At 42.6% G+C, this 24,905-nt stretch carries 21 protein-coding genes and 1 tRNA gene; 13 read left to right on the top strand and 9 right to left on the bottom strand.

What is annotated here, in order from left to right; all coding sequences use genetic code 11:
* Positions 1-752 (bottom strand): photosynthetic reaction center family protein (locus tag ACKTT2_RS19865; RefSeq protein ID WP_407887691.1); only part of this gene is annotated, 752 nt, incomplete at its 3' end.
* Positions 753-1,061: 309 nt separating this feature from the next.
* Here ACKTT2_RS19865 and ACKTT2_RS19860 point away from each other — a divergent pair.
* The 7 genes from ACKTT2_RS19860 (at position 1,062) to egtB (ending at position 9,311) form a co-directional block, all read left to right on the top strand.
* A complete protein-coding gene (locus ACKTT2_RS19860) occupies positions 1,062-1,337 on the top strand; it encodes a UPF0367 protein family (protein ID WP_407890053.1) in 276 nt (91 codons plus the stop codon).
* A gap of 99 nt (positions 1,338-1,436) precedes the next feature.
* Entirely contained in the window at positions 1,437-2,114 is a 678-nt protein-coding gene (locus ACKTT2_RS19855) for an energy-coupling factor ABC transporter ATP-binding protein (protein WP_407890061.1), read from the top strand.
* Positions 2,115-2,439: 325 nt separating this feature from the next.
* Positions 2,440-2,997 carry an NYN domain-containing protein gene (locus ACKTT2_RS19850; protein ID WP_407890051.1) on the top strand — a complete coding sequence of 186 codons (558 nt, stop codon included), beginning with the start codon at positions 2,440-2,442 and terminating at the stop codon, positions 2,995-2,997.
* A 684-nt stretch (positions 2,998-3,681) separates the two neighbouring features.
* Positions 3,682-3,753: transfer RNA gene (locus tag ACKTT2_RS19845), tRNA-Asn, on the top strand.
* A gap of 702 nt (positions 3,754-4,455) precedes the next feature.
* Positions 4,456-6,720, top strand: a complete 2,265-nt coding sequence (locus tag ACKTT2_RS19840) for a glycoside hydrolase family 65 protein (RefSeq protein ID WP_407890049.1) — start codon at positions 4,456-4,458, stop codon at positions 6,718-6,720.
* Between the two features lie 415 nt (positions 6,721-7,135).
* Entirely contained in the window at positions 7,136-7,924 is a 789-nt protein-coding gene (gene egtC / locus ACKTT2_RS19835) for an ergothioneine biosynthesis protein EgtC (protein WP_407890047.1), read from the top strand.
* A complete protein-coding gene (gene egtB / locus ACKTT2_RS19830) occupies positions 7,899-9,311 on the top strand; it encodes an ergothioneine biosynthesis protein EgtB (protein WP_407890045.1) in 1,413 nt (470 codons plus the stop codon). The genes egtC and egtB overlap by 26 nt, the downstream gene beginning before the upstream one ends.
* Before the next feature lie 344 nt (positions 9,312-9,655).
* On the opposite strand, the gene ACKTT2_RS19825 is transcribed toward egtB, so the two are convergent.
* Positions 9,656-9,778, bottom strand: a complete 123-nt coding sequence (locus tag ACKTT2_RS19825; RefSeq protein ID WP_407890043.1) for a hypothetical protein — start codon at positions 9,776-9,778, stop codon at positions 9,656-9,658.
* On the opposite strand from ACKTT2_RS19825, the gene ACKTT2_RS19820 reads away from it, so the two are divergent.
* Positions 9,777-11,336, top strand: a complete 1,560-nt coding sequence (locus ACKTT2_RS19820; RefSeq protein WP_407890040.1) for an MFS transporter — start codon at positions 9,777-9,779, stop codon at positions 11,334-11,336. The two genes, ACKTT2_RS19825 and ACKTT2_RS19820, sit on opposite strands and share 2 nt — an antisense overlap.
* Before the next feature lie 185 nt (positions 11,337-11,521).
* A complete protein-coding gene (egtD, locus tag ACKTT2_RS19815) occupies positions 11,522-12,559 on the top strand; it encodes an L-histidine N(alpha)-methyltransferase (protein ID WP_407890038.1) in 1,038 nt (345 codons plus the stop codon).
* A 259-nt stretch (positions 12,560-12,818) separates the two neighbouring features.
* On the opposite strand, the gene ACKTT2_RS19810 is transcribed toward egtD, so the two are convergent.
* The 4 genes from ACKTT2_RS19810 to ACKTT2_RS19795 all read right to left on the bottom strand — a co-directional run bounded on the left by ACKTT2_RS19810 (position 12,819) and on the right by ACKTT2_RS19795 (position 14,719).
* A complete protein-coding gene (locus ACKTT2_RS19810) occupies positions 12,819-13,040 on the bottom strand; it encodes a type II toxin-antitoxin system HicB family antitoxin (protein WP_407890036.1) in 222 nt (73 codons plus the stop codon).
* Complete coding sequence (locus tag ACKTT2_RS19805; RefSeq protein ID WP_407890034.1) at positions 13,040-13,231, bottom strand: type II toxin-antitoxin system HicA family toxin; 192 nt, start codon at positions 13,229-13,231, stop codon at positions 13,040-13,042. The genes ACKTT2_RS19810 and ACKTT2_RS19805 overlap by 1 nt, the downstream gene beginning before the upstream one ends.
* 130 nt (positions 13,232-13,361) lie before the next feature.
* Positions 13,362-13,970 (bottom strand): hypothetical protein, encoded by a 609-nt coding sequence (locus ACKTT2_RS19800; protein ID WP_407890032.1) that lies wholly within the window; start codon positions 13,968-13,970, stop codon positions 13,362-13,364.
* A gap of 161 nt (positions 13,971-14,131) precedes the next feature.
* Positions 14,132-14,719 (bottom strand): thylakoid membrane photosystem I accumulation factor, encoded by a 588-nt coding sequence (locus tag ACKTT2_RS19795; RefSeq protein ID WP_407890030.1) that lies wholly within the window; start codon positions 14,717-14,719, stop codon positions 14,132-14,134.
* A gap of 248 nt (positions 14,720-14,967) precedes the next feature.
* Between ACKTT2_RS19795 and ACKTT2_RS19790 the strand changes: the two genes are divergently transcribed.
* Positions 14,968-16,305 (top strand): MurT ligase domain-containing protein, encoded by a 1,338-nt coding sequence (locus ACKTT2_RS19790; RefSeq protein ID WP_407890028.1) that lies wholly within the window; start codon positions 14,968-14,970, stop codon positions 16,303-16,305.
* Positions 16,306-16,358: 53 nt separating this feature from the next.
* Complete coding sequence (locus tag ACKTT2_RS19785; protein WP_407890059.1) at positions 16,359-17,177, top strand: type 1 glutamine amidotransferase; 819 nt, start codon at positions 16,359-16,361, stop codon at positions 17,175-17,177.
* 95 nt (positions 17,178-17,272) lie between these two features.
* Here ACKTT2_RS19785 and ACKTT2_RS19780 read toward each other — a convergent pair whose 3' ends face one another.
* Entirely contained in the window at positions 17,273-18,118 is an 846-nt protein-coding gene (locus ACKTT2_RS19780; protein ID WP_407890026.1) for a hypothetical protein, read from the bottom strand.
* 504 nt (positions 18,119-18,622) lie between these two features.
* Between ACKTT2_RS19780 and ACKTT2_RS19775 the strand changes: the two genes are divergently transcribed.
* Positions 18,623-19,195 carry a hypothetical protein gene (locus ACKTT2_RS19775; protein ID WP_407890024.1) on the top strand — a complete coding sequence of 191 codons (573 nt, stop codon included), beginning with the start codon at positions 18,623-18,625 and terminating at the stop codon, positions 19,193-19,195.
* A 69-nt stretch (positions 19,196-19,264) separates the two neighbouring features.
* Positions 19,265-22,126, top strand: coding sequence for a CHAT domain-containing protein (locus ACKTT2_RS19770; RefSeq protein WP_407890022.1), 2,862 nt, complete (start codon positions 19,265-19,267; stop codon positions 22,124-22,126).
* Positions 22,127-22,229: 103 nt separating this feature from the next.
* Here the strand turns inward: ACKTT2_RS19770 and ACKTT2_RS19765 are convergent, their stop codons facing one another.
* Positions 22,230-23,183, bottom strand: coding sequence for a c-type heme family protein (locus tag ACKTT2_RS19765; protein WP_407890020.1), 954 nt, complete (start codon positions 23,181-23,183; stop codon positions 22,230-22,232).
* A 72-nt stretch (positions 23,184-23,255) separates the two neighbouring features.
* Positions 23,256-24,503, bottom strand: coding sequence for an MFS transporter (locus ACKTT2_RS19760; protein ID WP_407890018.1), 1,248 nt, complete (start codon positions 24,501-24,503; stop codon positions 23,256-23,258).
* Positions 24,504-24,905 lie beyond the last annotated feature (402 nt).

Genomic DNA, 24,905 nt, shown 5'->3' with positions numbered 1-24,905 from the left:
CGGTTTGCTGTCACCATGGAGTAGGTTTCTTCTGCTTGGGTGGGGTTGAACGCACGGAATGTGTTCGAGCCATCTCCGTCTTCAAACAGTGTGTTTTCTACTGTTGCGCCATGGATCGCGCACAGCAATGCTCCACCGAGTACCCCAGCCACTCCCATCATGTGGAAGGGGTTGAGTGTCCAGTTGTGGAACCCTTGCAAGAACAGCAAGAAACGGAAGATTGCTGCCACTCCAAAGCTAGGTGCGAAGAACCAGGATGATTGTCCCAATGGGTACATCAAGAACACGCTCACGAACACTGCTATCGGTGCGGAAAACGCGATCGCATTGTATGGTCTGATGCCTACGAGTCTGGCGATTTCAAACTGTCTGAGCATGAATCCAATCAGACCGAAGGCTCCGTGCAGTGCTACGAACGGCCACAACCCGCCTAATTGGAACCAACGGGTGAAATCTCCTTGTGCTTCTGGTCCCCATAGCAGCAACAAGGAATGTCCCATGCTGTCTGCTGGTGTGGATACTGCTACTGTCAAGAAGTTACATCCTTCCAAGTAGGAGGACGCCAAGCCGTGTGTGTACCAGCTTGTTACGAATGTTGTACCAGTCAGCCAACCGCCGAGGGCTAGGAAAGCACAGGGAAACAGTAATATCCCCGACCAACCTACGAATACGAAACGGTCGCGCTTCAACCAGTCGTCTAGTACGTCAAACCACCCTCTTGTACTGGGGGCGCGTCCAACTGCAATGGTCATTGCAACAAATCTCCAAACTTTTATAATTACAGGTTTCCTGTCCCTACCTACAAACAGAACGACTAAGCGCTGTCCGTAAGCAGAACTTTAACAGGTTTGTCAGTTAAGTTTACAATTTTTAACTGACTCTAATTTAGATTCTATGTATAAATCGCAAATTTTTCCACTATATTTTCAAAAATATTTAACTTCTTAATGAAAATGTATGATTTGGTCAGTTCCTCATATACCCCTTAATTCGCACTTTCCCCATACCTGCTTGGCTAACGCTAAAATGAGACCTGAGCCTGAAATTTGACGAGTATATAGATGTATACCATTGACTTAACAGTAAAAAACACAGCCTTCCCCATATCAGTGGAACGTAAGTCAGCAGAAGAAGCTGAAGCACTGTATCAACTCATTTTGACAGCCATGCGATCGAATAGCCCCGATATCGTGGAATTGCAAAGTGAGGGGAAAACAGAAAAGAAAATTGCAGTCAGAGCCAGTGAAATTTCAGGAGTACAGGTGATTCAGAAAGATGGCTCAGCAGCCGGAACTGGCAGACCGCCTGGTTTCTTTGCTCTTACCAGTGACCAGTGACCAGTGACCAGTGACCAGTGACCAGTGACTAAGGGGATAGGGAGTTCATGCCCCAATCCCCAATCCCCAATCCCCAATCCTCAATCCCCAATCCCCAAAATGACAGAACTTGGCATTGAGATCAAAGACTTAAATTTTAGCTGGTCATCGGGAAACGACATTATAAAAGGTTGTTCCCTTGAAGTGCCTAGGGGAGAATTTTGGATGCTCTTGGGTACCAATGGCAGTGGTAAGTCCACTTTACTCAGGCTCTTAGCAGGGACATTAATTCCTCAGTCAGGAGAAGTAAAACTTTCGCACCCTGTCGGTTTTGTTTTCCAAAATCCAGACCACCAACTGGTTATGCCGACAGTCGGTGCTGATGTTGCTTTTGGGTTAGTGGAGGAAAAGCTGCCTTTACCTGCTCTCAAGGCAAGGGTTGAAGAAGCTTTAGAGGCTGTAAATTTGCTCTCGTTGCAAAAGCGCCCTATTTATGCTTTAAGTGGAGGACAAAAACAGCGAATTGCGATCGCAGGTGCTTTAGCTCGTCGTTGTGAAGTCCTTTTATTGGATGAACCCACTGCTTTACTCGATCCCGATAGCCAATTAGAATTAGTAGATGGTGTCCGCCGTCTAGTAAAAGGTCGAGGAATTACAGCTCTTTGGGTAACTCATCGTCTAGAAGAGTTGAATTACTGTGATGGTGCTTTTTTATTAGAGCAAGGTTCTTTGGTAGACCGAGGCGAACCCGAACGCTTAAAGCAACGTTTAATGGAATTACATGAAGAAAGCGGTTGAGCAGTAAGCTTTCAATCTATGCAAATCTAGTTAATCTTGGTTTTCCCCTTAACTGTAGGACAATGCCCAATGACGCGCTTTGTGCTATTTCCTTACGGAGACGCTACGCGAACAACTGGTGGTAACCACAAGCTAGCACTGGCTCCCCAATGCCCTATTCCTAATTATCCATCCCCTTAATACTTTGTAATAGCCTGCCAGAGCCAACTTGAGGTAACTGCTGCATTTTTTTGTATTTGTAACATTATGTTACAAGGCATGATTGAAGTACTATAAAAGTTAATGAATGAATTTGGTTAACTTTTGAAGACTGTGAATAAAAATCATGCCGCGTTCCTCACCCCAAGCCGTCTTGTTAGTAGACGGCTACAATATAATAGGCGCTTGGCCTTGTTTAAGAAAAACCCGCGATAAAGCAGGTTTAGAATCCGCACGCTGGGAGCTCATAGAAGCTTTGACCAGTTACAGTGCGTTTCAAGGCTACGATACCCAAATCGTCTTTGATGCTCAATATCAAAACAGTTGTAGCAACAGAGAAACGATTACCGAACTCCTATCAGTTTATTATACTGATTTTGGGCAAACTGCGGATACCTATATAGAAAAACTCTGTGCATCTTTAAGACATCAAGTGGCTCAATCTATTATATCTCGCGTGATTGTCGCCACATCAGACAGAGCACAGCAGTTAACGATCCTGGGATACGGGGCAGAATGGCTGTCAGCACAGCAGTTGTGTTATGAGGTAGAAGCTAGCGTTTGTCGAGCGCGGCAGAAGTACCACTCCCGAAAACAGTCTCACAAAAGATTCTTAGCGAACTATATAGATGATAAAGCACGTCAACGCCTAGCTGAATTGCGAATGGGTTTGACAAAATCTTGAGATCTCGCGATCGTCTCAAGAGCAATAAATTATAAGGAAGCAGATTTAGAATTATCTGATGCTGGTGGAGGTTGTTTAGATAATGGTCGTTGCTTCTGCTGGTCACGCAGTTTTTCAATTCTACTTCTTAAAGATGACTGTTTGTACAAGTAAGCTGTGGATACATCAGGAACATCAAACCATAAATTAATATTTCCAATTTCAAAGAAAAGCTTGAGGGTGCTAAGATTGAATTGTGTTTGGGCTCCGCCCTACACTGTCAAGGTAATGTAAATGCTTTTGGATTGGCTCAATCGGCAAATAATCGTCATCCAACACTATTCACACAGTCCTCAAAGAGTCTGGGAGAATACATTTTTGGACTTTCGTCCTTACAATGACATCTCTTTTAGAATACATTGTAATTTTACACTACATAGTGGGAAAATGTGAAAACAGCGTAGTGATAAAACTTAATATCAGCTACGCTGTTGTTGTGGTTTTTATTAATAAGTTCATAAGAGATAACTAAAGGGCGGGGATGAAAGCGCAATAATCTCCAGTACGCTATGTGCAAAGCACACGCTACGCGACATCTGTAAGAGCTATACGCAAGCGTACATTCAAAAGAATTTTAGAAAAACTTTCCAAAAGTACTTGCCATTTTCATTTTTCTACTTTACCATAAGTAATTGTGACTGACGTTCCTCAGTAGCTCAGTGGTAGAGCGATCGGCTGTTAACCGATTGGTCGCAGGTTCGAATCCTGCCTGGGGAGTTTAAAAAATTGAAAAATTGAGAGCGTCTCCCTTCCCGCAAGAAGATTACTTAAACAAGTAGGTAGGGCTATGCCGCACATTCGCACTTTGGTGGGCACTGCCCACCCTACTTTGTCTTGTTCGCAATCGGGATGAAAATTTCTTACTCTCTATTTTCTAGATACTGCCTTCTCGCCAAAAGATTACCTACGGTAGTAGGCTGGGCAATGCACACCAACAGCAAACTGCGGCAAAGCCCTACCTACTATTTTCAAGACAGATACCCACGAGCAATAGATCGTAACGAGATTGGGAAAATAATTCTTTTCCAATGCCCAATGCGCTACTTTTGAAATTTAAGAGACTTCAGTGATTTTTTTATATTGAGAGTAAAAATAGTTGTCATTTTAAGAATAAATGCTGAAAAGCTTTTGACAAGTGCATACAAAGCGCGATTGGTTGACAAAATTTTGTAAAAAATTAATTAAGAATATGTATTTCTAATAAACTTGTATTTCTCTATTTAAAATTCCTCATCTAAAAATTTCATAATATCTTTACTATTAAGTACTGAAAGTGGGAACCATATTTTTTTAGAGGTGTCACACTCAGTAACTATAACAGCAGTCACATAAAATGAACTGTCTGTAATGAATTGCTATTTGACACCCAGAACTTTTATTTCAGATTGCCAACGATAGCACTATAGGTCTTATTAAGTAATGGTATACCTCTCAAATCAAACTAGCCTCGACGAGCAACAGCTCATTGACTCCAATGGTTGGAACGTTATTGAAACTGAGTTCAACCCAGCCCAACTGCACCATAAAGAAACAGTCTTCACCACAGGTAATGGATACTTGGGAACGCGGGGTACTTTTGAAGAAGGATATCCCAACGAACTAAGCGCAACACTCATTCATGGTATTTATGATGAGGTTGCGATCGCCACTACAGAACTTGTGAACTGTCCGAACTGGTTAACCCTAGTTGTGAATGTGGAAGGAGAACGCTTCCGACTCGATACTGGTGAAATTATATATTACGAGCGGCGGCTAGATATGCGTTTGGGATTGGTTAGTCGTGAAGTGCGGTGGCGTTCCCCCAAAGGACACACTATAGATTTGTACTTTGAAAGATTTGCCAGTCTTGCAGATCGACACATTTTAGCCATCAGATGTCAGATTACATTGCAAGACTTCGAGGGAGAAGTTTCTGTAGAAATTGAATTTGACCCTAATCCCCACAACCAAGGTGTCAAACACTGGAAAACCCTCGATAGAGGAAGTCAAGACAATACGATTTGGCTGCACAGTCGAACCCTACAATCTGAAATGCAGCTTGGTATTGCCGCTAAGCTTTTAGTAGAAAGAGATTTTGAAGACAAGGGGGTAAGTTCTCTCACTCCCTCACTCCCCCACACTTCCGTATCCTTCCACTGTTCGCCAAAACAAACGGTAACAGTAGAAAAAATTATCACCGTCTTCACATCACGGGAAACAGAAACTCCTATTGTTACTGCCTTAAATAGATTGGCACAAGTACCTAGTTACAGCACTTTGTTAGCCGCTCACATTGCAGCTTGGGAAAAAGTGTGGCAAGACAGCGATGTTATTATTGAAGGCGATATCAAAGCTCAAATTGCCGTTCGCCATAACCTCTTCCAATTACTTGCTGTCGCACCTCGTCATGACGATCGCGTTAGCATTCCTCCAAAAACACTGTCTGGTTTTCCTTATAGCGGGCATATTTTTTGGGACACAGATATTTTCATACTTCCCTTCATGACTTTAACTCAACCCGCACTGGCAAAGAACTTGCTAACATATCGCCACCACACTCTTGAAGGAGCAAGACGCAAGGCAAAAGAAGCTGGATATGACGGTGCAATGTATGCTTGGGAAAGTGCTGCAACTGGTGATGAAGTCACTCCTCGTTGGGTACCTGGCTTAAACGGAGAGTCCATCCGTATTTGGTGCGGCGATATTGAAGTGCATATCAGTACTGACGTAGCTTATGCTGTTTGGCACTACTGGGTGCATACAGGCGATGATGAATGGATGAGCGATCGCGGTGCTGAAATTATTTTAGATACAGCGAAGTTTTGGGAAAGTCGAGTTGAGTGGAATCCAGAGCGCAATTGTTATGATATCCGCGATGTCATTGGACCTGATGAAAATCACGATCGCGTAGATAATAACGCCTTTACCAACTTAATGGTACAGTGGCATTTTCAATCGGCTTTGGCTTTGTGGGATTGGATGTGCCAAGCTTACCCTGACAAATCAGCACAATTGAAAACAAAACTGAATTTGGAAGCAGAAAGGTTTGACAAATGGGCGTGGATTGCCAACAGACTCTATGTTAACCAAGAGCCGCATACTGGTTTAATAGAACAATTTGAGAGATTCTTCCAATTGGAAGATGTCAACTTAGCTGACTACGAACCTCGAACAAAATCAATGCAGGGTCTTTTGGGAATTGAAGCCACAAGTCAAAAGCAAATTCTCAAGCAGCCAGATGTCTTGATGCTCATGTATTTGTTGCGCGATTGCTACGACCAAAAAACCTTACAAACCAACTGGAACTACTATAGCCCCCGTACCGATCATGCCTACGGTTCTTCCCTTGGTCCTGCAATTCACTCCATTCTGGCTTGCGACTTGAATCAAACAACAGAAGCTTATACCCATTTTATGAGAGCCGCATTAGTCGATTTAGAAGATGTGCGGCGTAACGCTGCTGAAGGAATTCATGCTGCAAGTGCAGGTGGAGTTTGGCAAGCAGTTGTCTTTGGGTTTGGAGGAGTCCGCATGACTCAATTTGGTCCTGTTGCTTGTCCCAATCTTCCCCAAGGTTGGACTCGCCTTAAGTTCCGCTTGAACTGGCGCGGCGAATGGTATGAGTTTGATTTAACTAGTGGTAACACTGTTGCGGAAACAACGGTACGAGAAGAACAAGAAGTAGTTTTACTTGAGGCTGCTTAAGGGATTTCCAAGCAACAAATTAACCCATACTGTGGTGTTAATCCATCTTGTGGTGCTAACCCGTATTGGTACTAACCCATTTTGTTGTGGTGCGGGCGTCCTCGCCCGCCAATCAACATAGTTGGCGCGATTACTAGCTGTTCTGATTAAATTTTGCATATGAAGGACGGGCGAGACGCCCGTTCCACAAGAATTAGATTAATTCTTAAATTTAATAAGCATTTTGAGCAATTTCCGTTTCATGAGTACAAATTTGATATAATTTGAATTTATATTAAGGTTTTTCAGAAGTGTACTTTGTTATGCAAGGAGAGCCAGCCTAAAGAGCAAACAGCACTGTAAATTTATTGCAAATTCAGGAAATTCTCAGCAAATCAACTTAGTTTTTAAATTGTGAAGAACGAATTCCCCGTTTATGTGCCGATTACTTGCTTATCTTGGTTCCCCCACTTCTCTTGAGCCTCTATTATATCAACCCGACCATTCACTTATTGTTCAAAGCTATAAACCACGCGAAATGCTCTCTGGCGTAGTTAATGCTGACGGTTTTGGTGTTGGATGGTATCATTCTCGTCAAGAGACAGAACCATTCTTCTACAAAAATACAATACCCATCTGGAATGATATTAATCTACCAAGCCTTAGCCGCTATGTAGAATCGGGATGCGCGATCGCTTACATTCGTAGTGCGACTCCCGGTCAAGCATTAGATTTTAGTAACTCTCAGCCATTTCAGTATCAGAATCTATTATTCATTCATAACGGTCGAATTGATAACTTCCGGCAAACTCTCTACAAACCCATACGCGATCGCTTAAGTGATGAAGTTTACAAATGGATTAATGGAACTACAGATTCAGAACATATTTTTGCGTTAGTGCTCAACCAATGGTTAGCTAATCCAGGTAAAAGTTTAGAACAAGCTTTACACGGAACATTGCTAGAACTCACAGAGTTAGCACAAAGTCATCCAACCTATGTCTTTGCCAATATCGTTATCAGTAATGGAAAACGTATAATTGCTTCTCGCTTTGCGACAAAACCACCCGCACCATCTCTTTACTGGTTGTGTAACGATCCAACTTTTCCCAATTCTACAATTGTTGCATCTGAACCGCTATTTACTGGTAACTGGATTCCTTTTGAAGAAAATAGCATCCTCAGTGTCGGAGAAAATTGTGATATCAGAATTGAGCCAATTTAATTTAAAAGAAACAATTTGTATCGCGTATCATCAATGTCGCTCTAAAACCCTCACCCTATTTGAAGATATTGATGAAGTTAGCTTTTGTCAGCAAGCCCATGCAGAGTTTAGCCCTGTTGGGTGGCATTTAGGGCATATTGCGTATACTGAGTCCTTGTGGATATTAGAACGCACGGCAGGTTATCCGTGTTTATTTCCACAGTACCGGAAGTTATTTGCAGCTGATGGCTTACCAAAAACAGAGCGAGTGAAATTACCTGGTTTAGAAGAAACTCTTGATTATTTAGATACTATTAGAAGCAAAGTTCTACATTATTTGGAACTAGCCAATTTAGAGAAGCAAGATCGTCTTTGGCGCTTCATTCTTCAGCACGAAAGTCAACATTGTGAAATTGCTACCTTCTTGTTGGAAATCTTGAAAAGGGACTGGGGACAAGGGACTGGGGACAAGGGGGAGAGAGGAAAACTAATCGCCATTACCCCTTATCCCCAGAGGGAACCCCGAGTTCCCCAATCGCCATTACCCCTTATCCCCAGAGGGAACCCCGAGTTCCCCAATCGCCATTACCCCTTATCCCCAGAGGGGACCCCGAGTTCCCCAATCAAGATTCCTGCAGGCGAGTTTGAGATGGGAAACAACTCAGTGGATGCGCTAGATAATGAACGTTCGGCACATCGAGTTTATTTGGATACATATTGGATCGATCGCTATCCTGTCACTTGCGGGCAGTATAGAGTATTTATGGAGGCAGGAGGTTATCACAATCCGCAATGGTGGTCGAAAGCGGGTTGGAAATGGCTACAGACAGAGCAAGTTACGCAACCCCTTTACTGGTGTAGCGTTCGCGAAGCGGCTGCTTTGCAGCATCGCCCTTGGCGCAAGCCGTACCCGGCTTATCGCACTCAAGAAAATCACCCAGTTTGTGGTGTTAGTTGGTACGAAGCAGAAGCTTACTCGCGGTTTGTAGGGAAACGATTACCTACAGAGGCGGAGTGGGAAAAGGCAGCTAGTTGGAATCCTCAATTGAATTGTAGTTTTTTATACTCTTGGGGAAATCGAGAACCCATGAGACAACTTTGCAATCATAACAGTTTCAACAAAGGAACAACTCCCGTAGATGCTTTTCCTGATGGACAAAGTGCATATGGTTTGTACGATACTCTAGGTAATGTTTGGGAATGGACATCGACTTGGTTCGATAGTTACCCTGGTTTTCAAAGCTATCCATACATAGGATATTCCCAAGTTTATTTTGACCAAAAGCATCGCGTTTTAAAAGGTGGTAGTTGGGCAACACGTCCTTGGGCATTACGCTGTAGTTTTCGTAACTGGTATTATCCTCACGTGCGTCAAATTCTTGCAGGATTTCGTTGTGTTGAGGTGTAAGGAGAAAGGAGACAGTCACGACGAAAAAATTTCTTCACTGAGGGTGAACAGGACTTACGCAACCTCAACGGTATTTTAAGGATTTCACGCTTTGCAGATCCCCTCATTTCCCCCCAACCCCAGAGGAGACCCCTAGCCCCCCTTTTTAAGGGGGGCTTTGCGTAAGTCCTGGTGAAAAAGATGCAGTAGGGTGGGCAATGCCCACCAACATCAAAGGTGTGGCATTGCCCAGCTTAGGCTTTGGGATGTAGGGGATTTCCAAAGAAAAAAATAACCAACTTTCTCTTGTGGTACGGGCGTCCTCGCCCGTACCACAAGATGGATAATTTATTTCTTGGATATCCCTAGGAAGATAGAGAGCAGAAGAAGAATATAATAGGAAATGCGATCGCTATGGGATTTTGCTCTTCAGACATCCCACAGGTTAAAATTTCTGCAATCTGCGCTACAAAAAGACAAGCAATCATGGTCGAAGTAAAGCTAATTCAGCAGGAAAATGCACCAAGTTCCGAGCAAAATAAAGTTGGGCATTGGGTGCTACTATCAACAATTCTTGCCTCAAGCATGGCTTTTATCGACGCCTCCGCGTTGAACGTCGCTCTCCCTGCTTTACAGAGCAATCTTGGAGCCACTGGTGTGGAACTGCTGTGGATTGTTAACGCCTACCTACTTATGCTCGCCGCCCTCATTTTAGTTGGCGGTTCCCTTGGCGATAAACTAGGGCGAAAAAAGGTGTTTGCAATTGGCATTTGCCTGTTTATACTGGCTTCACTGGCTTGTGGTTTCGCCCCAACTACTAAATCTTTAATTGTAGCACGCATCTTCCAAGGTATTGGGGGTGCAATGATGATTCCGGGGAGTCTAGCTATCATTACTGCTTATTTCGAGCCAGAACATCGTGGTGGAGCGATCGGAACTTGGTCGGCAGCAACTACAATTGTGACAGTTGTCGGTCCGGTACTGGGGGGCTTGCTATCAGATGCCGGATTTTGGCGTGGAGTTTTCCTTATAAATATACCTATAGGAATCGCGACGTTATTCATCCTCTACTGGAAAGTTCCAGAAAGTCGGAACGAACAAGCTTCTGTAAAAATAGACTACCTGGGTGCAATTCTTGCAACTCTGGGATTGGCAGGTTTGACATACGGTTTTATCTCTTTACACGATTTTGGCATTCATGACCCCCGGATTTATGGAACATTAAGTGGAGGTGCGATCGCACTACTAGCTTATGTCTTAGTCGAAGCTCGTTCTGCCCATCCAATGATGCCTCTGTACCTTTTTAAGTCACGCACCTTTAGCGGCACTAACCTGTTAACTTTATTTCTCTACGGAGCATTGAGTGTCGGTACTTTCTTCTTGTGTCTCAACTTAGTACAAGCACAAGGTTACAGCCAGTCAATAGCTGGATTGGCTGATATGCCCTTTGCACTCCTATTAAGTGGGTTGTCTCCATTGGCTGGTCAGTTGGCAGATCGTTACGGTCCTCGCATACCACTAATTATAGGTCCCTTTCTTACTGGGCTGGGGTTTCTGTTGATGGCTTTTGTCGGTTTGACAAGCGGTGCTTCCGAATATTGGACGACATTTTTTCCAGGCATTGTCGTCTTTGGGTTAGGTATGGCAATTACAGTCGCACCGTTGACTGCTGCTGTGATGGATTCAGTGGGAACAGAGTATGCTGGAACTGCATCGGGAATTAATAATGCAGTCTCGCGGACGGCTGGGGTGCTAGCGATCGCAATTGTTGGTTCGTTGGCACTCTCTACCTATTCGCTGTCGTTACAAGAGCATACAACCTGTCTTCATTTATCTAATGCTGCACGACTTCTACTACAGTCCCAAGCCAGACAACTCGGTCAAATAGCACCGATTGTTGGGGTTGCGCCGGAAACTGTAAATGCTGTGGAAACAGCCGTCAAACTTGCTTTCGTTGATACTTTCCGATTGGTTATGATAATATGTGCCGGATTAGCTTGGGTAAGTGCAATAATGGCAGCACTCTTAGTGGAGAATAGGAAGTAGGGGAAAGCACGCAAATAAATTAAGGATTTTTTTCCAAAAATCCATCCTTGTGTTCAAGCAATTGGTAATTTCTTCATCCTACCATCAAACAGAAAAGGCAGGATTTCTGCTTAAATTTTTGTTAAGACCTACTCTTGACGAGAATTCAAGTTAAGAGTCCTAACCGCCAAGTCAACGGAGGATAAATGTCTATATCTCAGGCTATCGGCAGCAAAGAGACTTCCCAAAACAGTTATGAAGAACGCTTGCAAATAAAGCGCTTGCAGGAACCAACTTTGGTTATAACTTCTAGTGCAGGAAGTGATGTCGTTAAGGGATTAACTCAAACAACTAAATCCTTACCCCCTCGTTACTTCTATGATGACCGTGGCTCTGAGCTATTTGAGCAAATTTGTGAATTACCAGAATATTACGTAACGCGAACAGAAACAGCAATTTTACAAGAGTACTCCCGTGAAATTGCTCAAACAACTGGTTCGTGTGAATTGGTAGAACTTGGCAGTGGCAGTTCCACCAAAACCCGTATTCTACTGAATGCCTACCATCAAGCTGGTTATCCTTTGCACTACGTTCCAATTGATGTCAGCGCTGGAATGTTGGAAAGCACTGCCCTCCAACTTCTCACAGAGTACCCCACGCTAACGATTCAAGCACTCGCCGGAACCTATGAAGTGGCTCTGGTACAGCTTGAACCCACCAAACTACCTACTAGAACGATTTGTTTTATTGGTAGCACGTTGGGTAATTTAAATTCTCAAGAATGCGATGAGTTCTTTTGTCAAATCATTAATGCATTACAACCAGGAGAATATTTCCTACTTGGTATAGATTTGCAAAAGCCAAAACATTTGTTAGAAGCTGCTTATAACGACAGCCAAGGAGTCACCGCAGCATTTAACCTCAATATGCTGGAACATCTCAATCGGCTATATCAAGGAAGTTTTGACACAACCCAATTTGAACATTACGCTTTTTACAATGAAAAGGAAAATCAGATTGAAATGCATTTACGCAGTTTGCGATCGCAAACCGTCGAATTACAAGCTTTAAACCTCACAGTTTCTTTTGACAAAGACGAAACCATTCTCACGGAAATTTCTCGCAAATTCGACCTCAATACCATTCAACACGAATTGAAAGCAAAAGGTTTAGTACCGCAAAAAGTGTGGACTGACAAAAATCAGTGGTTTGGATTAATATTGTGTCAATTGCAATCTCATTAATTTAGAGGAGTTAGATTAGTCCGCTCGCTTAGATCCCCGACTTCTCTAAGAAGTCGGGGATCTAGCCGCCCAAAATGTTTTAAACTGTAATTTTTGTTCCGTCAAATTTGGTAAACGTATAGCCGTTGAATCTTTCGTTGTACAGCAAGGGCATAAGTTGCATCGCGTAGTATGGGGGTGCGATCCCTTCAAAGTAGAAGCTGAATAAAGTTAAAGACGCTGAATTTGTAAATCATGATCGTTAATGAATTGCAAGTAGTTACGCCGTCTTGACCAAAACCTCAACTTCATGAGCGATGCTTGTAGGTTTAGGAATAGTTTCCCCATCTTCAAGCATACCTTCTATGTGAAATTCAATAGCCTCAGCAATCAGCGCTTTAACTTCCTCTACGGTTTCACCTACAGCTACACAGCCTGGTAAGTCTGGTATATAAGCACCGTAGCTTGTTTCTCCTTTTTCAATCACTACTAGGTAATGCATCAGCGTTCGTCTAATTGAGCTTGTCTCCATATATTTTTTAGCGTACCAATTGGTACGTCAACATTCAACTTACCCGATACTGTAACAGTACCAAGCTTGTCGGGATGTTTAAATTGCCGATGACTCCCCTTAGTTCTGTTATGATACCATCCATCAGCTTCAAGCCGCTTGATAACTTCACGTACCTTCAAGCCTCTATTCTATACAGTTGAAATCTCTGTTACAAATAGAGTACATTGTTAAAAGCAATTATTAAGTGAAGTTTTTGCTCTTCAATGAGGGATTCTATTAGTAAAACACACACTCTGCATCTGTAATATATTAACCAATGGGAAGGTTTCCCGGATTGACTGCATGAACGTACTCGCTTCCTGAAGTAGGGAATCCTCGCTTATAAGAAGCTTCTTCTGGCTTACCCCATCCCAGTTGTAAAACTATTTCTAAAAAGTTAGGATTTTCCCACTTCCACAGACTTGCCCATTCTGTTCTTTGAGTCATTCTATCAACATCAGAGATTGTTATTTGTCTGTACTCTTTACTATTATTAATGCTTAAGTAGAAATCTAAGCCTGAAGAGACGTTTCTCCAGAACTCTAATACGGAATTCTTCGCAGCTTTTAGAATTTCTATGTCATTGGGTAAAGCTATAAGCTGTGCATCGACTTCTGGATAGCGTAAGGTCTTTTCTCGAATAGTTATCTCACGCCACACAATCCCCGAAACTTGATGTTCTGTTTGATATTCGTGAATAGCAGCTTTGAAATCTTGATAAGCAGTAAACTTTTGCAATCCGTCGGTTTTAATAAATTGGTCTATAACAGGATTACCGGAGACGGTGACTGCTAACTTGAGACGTTTTCCTTCTAGACAAGCTTGGCGTTCGGAACGCAAAATTTGGATGAGATCTTCTGTGGTGTAAACCTTTGACATAATAAATTATGAATTATGAATTATGAATTATGAATTGAAGGTTCCATCATTCAGCATTCATCATTTTGCAATCATTTTATATATTATCGCTGAATTTATATCTTTTAGATGTATTTAATATTACTAAACCATAGGGCAGACAATTTTGCCTGCCCCAAATGTTACTGAGTTGTTAGCTCGCTGTTCAACTCGTTGAAGGAGCGTCTCTTTAATTCCACTGATTCAGAACGTGGTAACAAATCAAACACACCTCTAAACTTATCGTCTATTTCCTCATAGGGGACTTGACCTTTTTTGTTAAGAACGACTTGACCGGAGCGATTGAAGACCGCGACTTGGGGAACAGACCCAGAATAGTAATAACCAGCTTCCGTAGGGCTGTAGGTTTCTTTAAGTGGTAAGGCGTCCACATTAACAGGGATAATCTCTGTTACCCGACCGTAAAATTCCTGTACTCTTGAAACAATCAAGGCATATTGCTTGCAATCACTGCTGTCTTCTACGTAGAAGAATAGCAGGGCGGGTTTATGCTCAGATAAAGCTTGGGAGAGTGTGGCTTTGGGGGGAACTAATGAGCCGTTACCAGCATAAACCACAAAAATATTGCCATCGTATCTGTCATCTTTTAGACCTGCAACTGCCGATTGTGGATGAAGAAAGAACAAGCAGGAAAGGAGTAGTAATACTGACAAAACCCGCCGCCAGTCTGGAATAAGATTGTATAAAAATTGCCACTTGATGCCATTCATCTAAAAGAACCTTGTAATGTTTGTTTTTCCTGAGTTTGTGCTGAATATCGCAAACCAGGGTGGAATTATAATGACACCTGCCACCAAGTTTTAGGATAGCGCCTTTTGGGGATTGGGGATTGGGGATTAGGGATTGGGTATTGGGGATTGGGTATTGGGAAAGGTTATTCTTTCTTGTCCCTACCCCCTACCCCGTACTCCCTTCATGGGTTATAAGTTATTAACTGCCAACAAATTAGGGTACTGATGTGGGAAACAAAATTCAACTGATAGATAGATTGCGACTGGGTTTGGCTGTCTCAGTCGCAAAAAGTGTAACTTTTCTAGTGCGATCGCTGCGACTAGGTGCAGCAAGTGTCTTACCTGGTTCCATCGCTCGTCGCATCGAACCGCGTCTGTTGCAATTACTGAGCAAGCAAGTCAAAAATGGGGTAATCCTCATAGCTGGAACAAATGGCAAAACAACGACATCGCTGCTTCTACGCACAATATTAGAACGCAAGGGATATCGGGTTGCTCACAACTCCACAGGTGCTAACTTAGAAAATGGTTTGATGACTGCCATGTTGGCAACTACCAACCTAGTAGGTATATTAGATGTTGATTACGCAATATTGGAAGTAGATGAGAATATCATCCCGAAGGTGTTAGCTCCGATTCAGCCTCGGATCGTTCTTTGCTTAAACCTATTTCGCGATCAATTGGATAGATATGGAGAAGTCGATGTCATTAGCAAACGCTGGACAAAAGTGATTTCTACCTTACCACTAGAAACAGTCGTTATTCCCAATGCTGACGATCCCACACTATCGCTCCTCGGTCAGCAATTACCCCAAAAAGTGTTATTCTTTGGTTTGAATGAACCGGAGAATTATCTAGAGGAAATCCCGCACGCCGTCGATTCGATATTTTGTCCTAGTTGCGGGCATTCTCTCAACTACCAAGGAGTTTATTTGTCTCATTTAGGAGATTTTCTTTGTCCCAAATGTGGCTTTCAAAGAAGTCAACCGAAACTTAATAGCAGTGAATGGTCGCAAATCCTTGTGGGTTTGTACAACAAATACAATACATTAGCTGCTGCTACTGCTGCTCTTGAATTGGGTGTAGATGAAGTAACTATTTGCAATACAATTGATAACTTTCAAGCTGCTTTTGGTCGGGCTGAAGAGTTGGAAATTAATGGCAAGCGAGTCCGAATTCTACTATCAAAAAATCCTGTAGGAACAAACGAAACAATTCGGGTCGTGACTCAAAGCACTGACAAAACAACTTTGTTTGTATTAAATGACCGAATACCAGATGGTACCGATGTCTCGTGGATTTGGGATGTCGATACAGAGAAATTAGTAGAGAGAGGAGGGACTTTAGTTGTTAGTGGCGATCGCGTTTATGACATGGCATTACGCTTGCGCTACAGCGAAAAAATACCTGAAAGTCGCTTTAAACTGATTGTAGAAGAAGATTTACGGCAAGCGATCGCAACTGCATTGGAACACACTCCAAATAATGAAACATTACACATCCTCCCTACTTATTCTGCCATGCTAGAAGTGCGAGAAGTTCTTACTGGTAGGAAAATACTATGAACCAGTGACCAGTGAGCAGTAACCAGTGACCAGTGACTTATTTAAGGGATTTTATGAATTATCAACAATATGAATTAATAATTGGTTGGCTGTATCCAAAACTGATGAGTACTTACGGCGATCGCGGTAATGTTATTTGTATAGAACGGCGGAGTCAGTGGCGAGGATATAGCGTTCGCGTATTACCTCTAGATCAAAATTCCACAGCAGATGATATCCGTTCGGTTGATGTCATTGTGGGTGGTGGCGCACAAGATCGTCAACAGGAAATTGTTATGCGCGATTTACAAGGCGCAAAAGCAGAAGCTATGCGGGAGAAGATAGAAAATGGGACTCCAGGAGTGTTTACTTGTGGTTCTCCCCAATTGTTGGGACATTACTATGAACCTGGGTTTGGACAACGGATTGAAGGTTTGGGCATATTAGATATGGTGTCCGTGCATCCAGGGGAAAATGTCCGGCGCTGTATTGGTAACTTGGTTATAGAAGTCAGTGCTACTCGTTTAGCACGGGATTTGGAAGAGATGACAGGTTTCAAGCCGTATTTGATTGGTTTTGAAAATCACGGCGGACGCACCAAACTTGGTAAGGTAGAAGCACTCGGACGGGTGGTGTATGGATTGGGTAATAATGGTGAAGATGGAACAGAAGGGGCTTTTTATCAAAATGCGATCGCAACTTATTCCCACGGACCTTTGTTACCAAAAAATCCCTTTGTTGCTGATTGGCTGATTCAAACTGCCTTACGGTTGAAGTATCAACAGCCCATTACACTGTCACCCCTAGATGATACCTTGGCTTCGCAGGCAAGGGAGGCTATGCTTAAGCGATTGAAGGTAAATCCGCCAACTGTTGCTGCGGCTCAAGTTTAAATTTTATTCTTCTAGAGCATTGGTACAGATAGACCTTGCTTAGTATTGGGTGATGCCATGCAATTCCTGCGGTTGCGACTTTGTTTAAGCTAGCTCTAACGTATTTTGGGACGGCTGAGAATCAGTAACTGCACCTTACCATCACCTGTATTAATTACCAATACTGGAGGACGCTGATTATCCTTTGCTCCTGGTGGCATTGCTGGGAAGAGATATACCCAGTTGTTGTTCTCAATCAGCAACCGCCAAACAATAGGTTGCTCTGGATTGGTTATATCGTTTGTTTCCCGTCCGAAAATCTGCTTGAACCGATCCACATCCCCGATAATGCGGGAATTCTTCAGGGGGGGATTGGTCAACAAGTCATCAGGATTGCGTCCCAAAGCCATTTTATCGCTAGGGCTAACTAGGGTAACAATAGGTCTTGTAGAGGTGTTATTGACTGCATCCCGGTAAGCATCAGCAGTACCCTGCCAACGCGCTAACCAAAACAGAGCAACCAAAATCCAGGATATAATAACGATTTCATGACGGAAGGGCAGGGGAAAAAGCTGGGCAAAGGAACGTAGCGACTTGAGGAGCCAAAAACCGTGCAGTTTTTGCGTAAATTTGCTGATGGATGATTTTGACGTGCTAGGTAGAATGCTTGCATTCGGTGAGCGAATCAACCAAAGAGTGAATTGAATCAAAAATACTGTTATAATTATAACTATAATTGTCCGAATAAATATCCACAAGTTACCCAAAATAACTTGAATTGGTACTAGTAGAAATGATTCTACTGGTAAGTTTAGAGTAGTAATTTCTACTTCAAAGAAGCCAAAGTAAGCCCAGCGATATATCCAACCTATAAAGTAAAGAAAAATACCTAACACGCCGAGCAGACTAGCGAAACTGCTAAGAAGATTGACATTGGAGGAATTTTGAGATGCTGGGGACATGACTAGTGACAAAAGTTACTAAATGTGTGGTTCAAACTATAGCGATTCTCACTTGAATGAAGTACAAATTTATCTGCGTTCGTCCGCGTGCATCTGCGGTTCCAAACTTTTTTATGTATTGCACCCAATTGAAAAGCGCTATAGTATCTGGTTTACCCAAGAGGGCAATGCTCAATCGCTTGTTGCACACAGTCTAGAAGTCCCCATGCTGCCTACGCCACACCGATAAGGCTTACCCTCAGGATGGCAATTACCCACCAGCAATGGACATAATAAGCATCGGCTAGGTGTAAGTTTTCATCCTCAGTTATGTGGTAGTGTCCCTATAATTGCTCGAAGTGGAGCGTAGCTTAAGGAGTTGCAAGCGCACTTTTAAGCAAACTTCTTTCTAGAGCTACCGGAACATGAGGAACTTTTTGTGATTCTATTCTGATAGCTTTAAGTATATCCAAGGATAAGCTACTTGATTGCGTTACTCCTATCTTGCTAGTATTATTTAAATGTATGAAAGTATTTTTCAAAACACTGATTTTTCCCATAGTACTTGCTGTCGCTGGGACGGTAGAAAATGTACGGGTAGCGATCGGGACTACTCAAATAGCCCAAACCCAAAAGGCAGCAGTTAACGCGCCGATACCCTTGGCGCTACCCACTACTGCAGATGTGGTACTTAAGAATGGGAGTTCTATGACGGGACAGGTGACAGCGTTTGACCCGAACAAGCAAATAATTCAGATATCCCGCAGTAGTGTTTCTCGCTCACTTCAGATTGCCCAGATTAAGCAAGTAACCTTCAAGCGAGATGGTCTAGTTTATACCAGCGATGGTAGGCGGGTCATCCGAGGAGAGGATAACTCACAGGCTCAGCAAAGCACTTGGAAGAATATTCCACTCAATGCGTTTCGGTTTCTCAACCCTAGTCGGGGACAAGCAAGCGTAGACCTGGCAACACTCATGAATCCGAGGGATCTCCGTGGTATTCAGGGAGTGGCTGTTAAGAGTTTATATGTAGCGGATGAAATTCAATTTCAAACTGCCGGAAAGATGACTATCAAAGTAACGCCAACTGACCCTTAGATTGGAAGCTGCTGGTGCTATCTACCCACATATTACTGTGATTCTAATAGTATCAAACATTAAATATCCATGCAACGCATTCTTAAAGTTTTGTTGGCAGTGGGAATTGGTTTGGCTCCAGTTGTTATGCAGTCAACTAATCAACCAGTGTGGGGACAAACTCAGAATCCCCAAAGTGAAGAGGCGCTAAAACTTCTCAACCAAGCGCTGAAACAAGGGCGGGAAGGACAACCACAGCAGGCAATAGAAACGTTAAAGCAAGTTTTAGCAATTGCACAACAACTTAAAGACCGAAGGCTGGAGGCAAATGCTCTACTTAGAATAGGTTTAATCTTTGGCATCATTGAGCAGCCCCAGAAAGCATTGGAGTTTTACAACCAAGCCCTGCTCATCAGCCGATCTGTGGGCGATCGCACTCTTGAAGCCAATACTTTAAATAATATCGCTGAGGTCTACAGCAAAATTGGGCAGCCTCCGAAAGCATTGGCGTTTTTCAATCAAGCTCTAGTTATTAATCGATCTGTGGGCGATCGCGCTCTTGAAGCCACTACTTTAAATAATATCGCTGAGGTCTACAGCAAAATTGGGCAGTCTCAGAAAGCATTGGAGTTTTACAACCAAGCTCTGCTCATCAACCGATCTGTGGGCGATCGCGCTCTTGAAGCCAATACTTTAAATAATATCGCTGAGGTCTACAGCAAAATTGGGCAGCGCCAGAAAGCATTGGAGTTTTACAACCAATCCCTGCCAATTACACGAGCGGTAGGCGATCCTGCCGAGGAAGCTATAACTCTGATTGCTATCGGTGGGGTCTACAAGGACATTGAGCAGTCGCAAAAAGCATTGGAGTTTTACAACCAAGCCCTGTCTATATTTCGAGCAGTGGGCAACCGTGCTGGGGAAGCAACTACTCTAAATAATATCGGTGGGGTCTACAAGGACATTGGGCAGCCCCAAAAAGCATTGGAGTTTTACAACCAAGCCCTGCCGTTTATACAATCTGCGGGCTACCGCGCCTTTGAAGCTGGATTTCTGAATAATATCGGTGGGGTCTACAAGGACATTGGGCAGCCCCAAAAAGCATTGGAGTTTTACAACCAAGCCTTGCTCATTACACGAGCAGTGAGCGACCGTGATGTTGAAGCTACAACTTTAAGTAATATCGGTCTGGTCTACAGTAACATTGGGCAGCCCCAAAAAGCTTTAGAGTTTCACAACCAAGCCTTGCCCATTAGACGAGCGGTGGGGGACAGTGCTGGGGAAGCTGTTACTCTGAGTAATATCGGTGCGGTCTACAGCGAAATTGGGCAGTCCCAGAAAGCTTTAGAGATTTTCAACCAAGCCTTACTCATTACACGAGCGATGGGCAAGCGAGCCGACGAAGCTACAATTCTAAGTAATATCGGTTCAATTTACAGCAAGATTGGGCAATTGACTAAAGCAGCTACAAATTACGAACAAGCTGTCAGGATAACTCTGGAAATTCGTAAAGGAGTAGCCAAAAACGATCGCTCAGAATTTTTGCAGCAAAAACTCGGAACTTCCATCTCCCTCGTGGATCTCCTCATTAGGCAAAATAAAGCAGATTCAGCCTATGAATGGGCTAACCTCGCTACAACTGCTGACTTGATTGATTATGCCCGCCTGCTTAATGCCAAAGTCGCTAACCCCGATGCTCAACGAGCTATTGATGAGTGGAACCAGCTTTATCAGCAACTGCAATTTCTGCGTCAGCGCTTACAGGAGAAATTTTCTGATACACTCTCTCAACAAATGCGGGAGCGAGAAGCCAAAGTTAACCAGCAAGCAGAAGCCATCTCTCGCCGCTTTCCGGAAGTGGCAGAACTGTTTGAAACTACTCCCACTGACATTGCTCAACTCAGAGCTAGTATCCCAGCAGGTACAACAGTCATTCATCCTGTCCTACTGACCAACATTAAAAATGTCCCAAATACAATCGCTCTCTTTATTTTGACCAAAGACAAGCTGACAGTAAAGCTTGTACCTGTTAATCCCGCCGAACTTGATAACTTACTCACCCAAACCCATGCTCAACTAACCAATCGCTTTAATGATAAATACCTTGACAACTTGGAAAAGCTCTACGATCTGCTGATTCGTCCAGTTGAAGGTGAAATTCAGGCAACCAACCCCAAACAACTTAGCATCATCGCCACTGGAACTTTCCGCTACATCCCCTTTGAAGCCCTCTACAACAGCAAAACCGACAAATACCTGATTCAGGAATACCCCGTTAGCTATCTCACTCGCCTCTCTACCCATTCTCTCCAAGCAACTCGGACAAAAAACCTAACATCTGCCAAGAAGGTTCTAGCTCTTGGCAACCCGATTCCTAAAGATCCACTGGTACTGCCAGGATCTGAAATTGAGGTTAAGAGCATTACTCAAATTATGCCGGGAAGTGAAGCTATAATTGGCAACAAAGCTACACTCGCCACATTCAAAACTCAGGCTCCTCGCTTTCCTCTGCTGCACCTAGCAACACATGGCTGTTTCCAGCGAGGGGGCTGCCCTAAATTAGGGTTGGAAGAGAATATCCTCCTGTTTGCTGACAAAAAACTCAACATTGCTGATGCAGCCCTGCTGGGATTGAGCAACACTGATTCGATCGCCCTCAGTGCCTGCCAAACTGCTCTAAATACTGATTCCAAAGGGAAACTATTGATTGGTGACGGTGCAGAACCAATTACCGGGCTTGCTTACTTATTTGAGCGTGCAGGGGCTAAAGCCGTCATTGCCAATCTTTGGAGCATTGAGGATAAAACGACTCAGGAAATTATGGTACAGTTTTACCAGAACCTGAAACAGGGGATGAGCAAGGGTGAAGCATTGCGGCAAGCTAAGCTAAGCCAGATTAATAGTCATCCTTTCTTCTGGTCTTCTTTTGTCCTCATCGGTGATGCCCAGTAGCTGGTGTTGGGCAGATGCGATGCAAGCTAGAAGCTAAAGAAACAAGAGCGGTCAGCACTTTTTTGTCACTCTGCGAAAAGAAAAATAATTGTAGGTAGGGTTTCTACTTATCGCGAGGTTCTCGATTTACCATTCGGTAACGTTCGTACCTTCTAATTGCCATAACCAAACTCAGCTTCATACGTGTAAAAGCTTCTACCAAGCTACCTATTTCATCATTTGATACTTTCTCAAACTCTGCATTTAGATCGCCTGTACTGACTGCTTCTGTTACCCGGACAACTTGTTTAATAGGTTTGACAACGTAACGTTTGAGCCAAAAGTTAGCTGTATATATGGCACTGGCAAAAATGAGAGTGACAACACCCATAACTAAAACTAGAGATTGCCGAGCTTTTTGCAAAACTTCATTGGCTGGAATAGAAACAATTTGAGCACCATTAACCATATTTAATTTCCAGCCAAATCCATTGCGATCGCCATACATATCAATCATAGTTTTAGGAGCGGCATCAGGTGTACTGTGACATTGCAAGCAACTAGATTCAGTTATAGATATAGGGAGAGCAATGTAAAAAAAGTTTTTTCCCAAAAGAGAGCGAAATCCTGATAAATTTTTCAAATTTTTATTTTTTTGAAATTCTTTAACAATTGTTGCTTCAAAAGTATCTGCTTTATCTCGGATATTTGTAGGATTCAGCATTGCTTCCTTATAAAGGAAGTCTTGAAATTTATCATTTTTATTTTGTAAATCTTCTAAAACTTTTCGTGAAGAATAAGCTGGAATAGCCTGCTGTATAAACTCATTATTATCTAAACGAGATTGTAATTGAGGAATGATTTCAGTAGTCGTGTAAGAACGGACAGAATTTATAGTTTGAAGCAACAACCATGCACTTGAGCTAATTTCATCTTGAGTTTTATAATTTAGAACACTAGCTAAAGCTATTCCGCTTAGGGCAATGCCTTCAATAAATATAAGTAACAGGAGTACAGTTAGTTTCTTAGCTAAATTTAAATTGTTAAAAACTAATAAACTTTTTCTTAAGAGATACATAGGGGATTGGGGATTGGGGATTGGGGCTTGGGAATACAAGTATGGTGAGCATTGCCCACCATACACAATTAATTACGCTATATAATGCTCGCCGTTGCCGAGCAACTGAGGTTTTTGTGTTGTTTTTACAAGGAAACAATTGAGTACTATAAATGTGACAAGAGCAAAGATTGCGCTAGCATATAAAGCTCCTTGAATTCCTACAAATCCAAAGCCAATCCCTACTAAAGCAGGACCAAGCGCCCTTCCTAAAGATTGGAGAGTTACATTCATTGCCATAAATCCAGCACGATTATCCTCTGGCGCAAGACGTGCAAATACTGTTTGGATAGATGGTAGTGCAATACCAAGACCTGCACCAAATATGAGAACAGGGATAAAAAGCAGCCACACATTAGTCATTAAAGGTGCAATCAATAGTGATACAGCACAAACGATGAAAGAAATTTTGATCAGTGTGATTTCAGAGAACTTTTGAGCAAACCATCCTAATTGAGAAGCAAACAAAGCAAGAGTTATTTCCATACTAGCTAGAAGCGTACCGATAATTACACCAGAAGCACCAAGAGTATTTGCTGCTAGAAGTGGAATACAGATAAAACAAGAACCAAATTCCAAGATGAATAAAGACAATACAGCAAATAACAATGCTAGTACGGAACGATTGTTAATGCTTTTCCAAGTACTTCTCAAGTAGGTTGCAAGCTTGAAATCTTTATCTTCAACAGACCTTTGACTTTGAGTTTTTGGTAGTTTTAAACTTGCAAACACTAATAATGCAATTGGAAGAGCAAGAAGTGAAAGTAGAAATGGGTATTTCCAACTGAGTTGTGCTAATCCACCGCCAATGAGAGGATAAACTGTTGCACTAAGACCAATCATACTGGCGTTAAATGCCATAGCTGCAGTCAACATCCTCCCAGAGTAAACATCAGCAATTACAGTCAGAGACAAAGACTCTAAACTAGCAGCGCCAACACCTTGCAAAAATCTCCACTCTAATAAGCTACGAAAATCCCGTGCAAAAGCACTTAAAATTCCACCTAGAGCAAACAGAAGTAAAGAAGGAATAAGAATTTTCTTTCTACCAACACGATCAGCCAAAACCCCAAAGATTGGAGTTCCAATTGCAATTGGTATCAAAAAGCTTGCCATCACCAATCCAATTTGTTCATCTGGAACCTGAAAAGCTTTTCCAATAGCTGGTAGCGCTGGGTTAATAGCCATAACACCCATAACAGATATCAGTGTCACGCTGATAATGATGTAGAGATTGTTATCTTTGTATGTAAGATTTGATTTATCTTTTTGAAGTTTCATAATGGTTAGTTGTTAGTGGTTGGTAGTTATTTGTTGATGCTTTTAAGTGAATGTCATCTGTATTTAACTACCATGCAGAACTGAGGGGGTTTCGGAAAAAAATAGCTCTGTAGCTTGAGTGCAGACTATTTCTGACCTTTTCTGTCTTTTTATGACTCCTATACCAAAAAGATTCCCGACTTCTTCAAGAAGTCGGGAATCTAGCAGGAATCTACACAGTGCAAGGAATGCTAATTATTCATTGTTAGTCTGAGTTCATTAGAGGATGTTTTAAAAGTCATGATTGATGTATTAAATATTTCTTACCCCCCCTAACCCTTCCCGATGTATTGGGGAGGGAACTAAATTTCTCTTATTTCCCCCCCAATACATCGAGGGAACTAAATTTCTCTTATTTCCCCC

This window comes from Scytonema hankhaensis NUACC26 (assembly GCF_045865695.1).
GTDB lineage: Bacteria > Cyanobacteriota > Cyanobacteriia > Cyanobacteriales > Nostocaceae > Scytonema.
The sequence above is the reverse complement of the archived record's forward strand: the minus strand, read 5'-3'. Positions and strand labels throughout refer to the sequence as shown.

Coding starts and splice junctions, on each gene's coding strand:
- ACKTT2_RS19785 (WP_407890059.1), top strand. CDS start 16,359: ATGAATTATCAACAATATGAATTAATAATTGGTTGGCTGTATCCAAAA.
- ACKTT2_RS19795 (WP_407890030.1), bottom strand. CDS start 14,719: ATGAATGGCATCAAGTGGCAATTTTTATACAATCTTATTCCAGACTGG.
- ACKTT2_RS19860 (WP_407890053.1), top strand. CDS start 1,062: ATGTATACCATTGACTTAACAGTAAAAAACACAGCCTTCCCCATATCA.
- egtD (WP_407890038.1), top strand. CDS start 11,522: ATGTCTATATCTCAGGCTATCGGCAGCAAAGAGACTTCCCAAAACAGT.
- ACKTT2_RS19840 (WP_407890049.1), top strand. CDS start 4,456: ATGGTATACCTCTCAAATCAAACTAGCCTCGACGAGCAACAGCTCATT.
- ACKTT2_RS19770 (WP_407890022.1), top strand. CDS start 19,265: ATGCAACGCATTCTTAAAGTTTTGTTGGCAGTGGGAATTGGTTTGGCT.
- ACKTT2_RS19850 (WP_407890051.1), top strand. CDS start 2,440: ATGCCGCGTTCCTCACCCCAAGCCGTCTTGTTAGTAGACGGCTACAAT.
- ACKTT2_RS19765 (WP_407890020.1), bottom strand. CDS start 23,183: ATGTATCTCTTAAGAAAAAGTTTATTAGTTTTTAACAATTTAAATTTA.
- ACKTT2_RS19810 (WP_407890036.1), bottom strand. CDS start 13,040: ATGCATTACCTAGTAGTGATTGAAAAAGGAGAAACAAGCTACGGTGCT.
- ACKTT2_RS19825 (WP_407890043.1), bottom strand. CDS start 9,778: ATGATTGCTTGTCTTTTTGTAGCGCAGATTGCAGAAATTTTAACCTGT.
- ACKTT2_RS19760 (WP_407890018.1), bottom strand. CDS start 24,503: ATGAAACTTCAAAAAGATAAATCAAATCTTACATACAAAGATAACAAT.
- ACKTT2_RS19800 (WP_407890032.1), bottom strand. CDS start 13,970: ATGTCAAAGGTTTACACCACAGAAGATCTCATCCAAATTTTGCGTTCC.
- egtC (WP_407890047.1), top strand. CDS start 7,136: ATGTGCCGATTACTTGCTTATCTTGGTTCCCCCACTTCTCTTGAGCCT.
- ACKTT2_RS19820 (WP_407890040.1), top strand. CDS start 9,777: ATGGTCGAAGTAAAGCTAATTCAGCAGGAAAATGCACCAAGTTCCGAG.
- ACKTT2_RS19780 (WP_407890026.1), bottom strand. CDS start 18,118: ATGTCCCCAGCATCTCAAAATTCCTCCAATGTCAATCTTCTTAGCAGT.
- ACKTT2_RS19775 (WP_407890024.1), top strand. CDS start 18,623: ATGAAAGTATTTTTCAAAACACTGATTTTTCCCATAGTACTTGCTGTC.
- ACKTT2_RS19855 (WP_407890061.1), top strand. CDS start 1,437: ATGACAGAACTTGGCATTGAGATCAAAGACTTAAATTTTAGCTGGTCA.